The organism is Methylobacterium sp. D54C (assembly GCF_053345595.1).
The window spans coordinates 1-288 of sequence record NZ_JBKFAK010000240.1; the positions used below are offsets into that span (position 1 = coordinate 1).

A 288-nucleotide genomic window follows, 5' to 3' on the forward strand; every position below is an offset into this window, starting at 1 on the left:
TGTCGCCGCGCTCGTTCCGGGCGACGATCGCGAAGCCGTCCGCCTCCAGCATCCGCGCCGCGCGAGCGAGCGTCTTCAGTGGCGGGAGAGGCCCGTCGGCGGTCACGGCCCGGCCGGCTCGATCGTGCCGAGGCGGCGCCGCCCGAGCGCGCGCGCCTTCAGCGACAGGGCCGGCCGCCCGACCCCGTACCAGGACAGCGCCGCGACCGGCAGCGTGAGGGCGAGGGCCGGCACCAGCAGCGCGGGCCCGGAGGCGGCCGGCCACAGGGCGTGCAGGGACTGTTGGAC

At 78.5% G+C, this 288-nt stretch carries 1 pseudogene; it reads right to left on the reverse strand.

What is annotated here, in order from left to right:
- Positions 1 to 102 precede the first annotated feature (102 nt).
- Positions 103 to 288 (reverse strand): annotated as a pseudogene (locus ACLBYB_RS33335) (acyltransferase family protein); the annotation flags it as partial.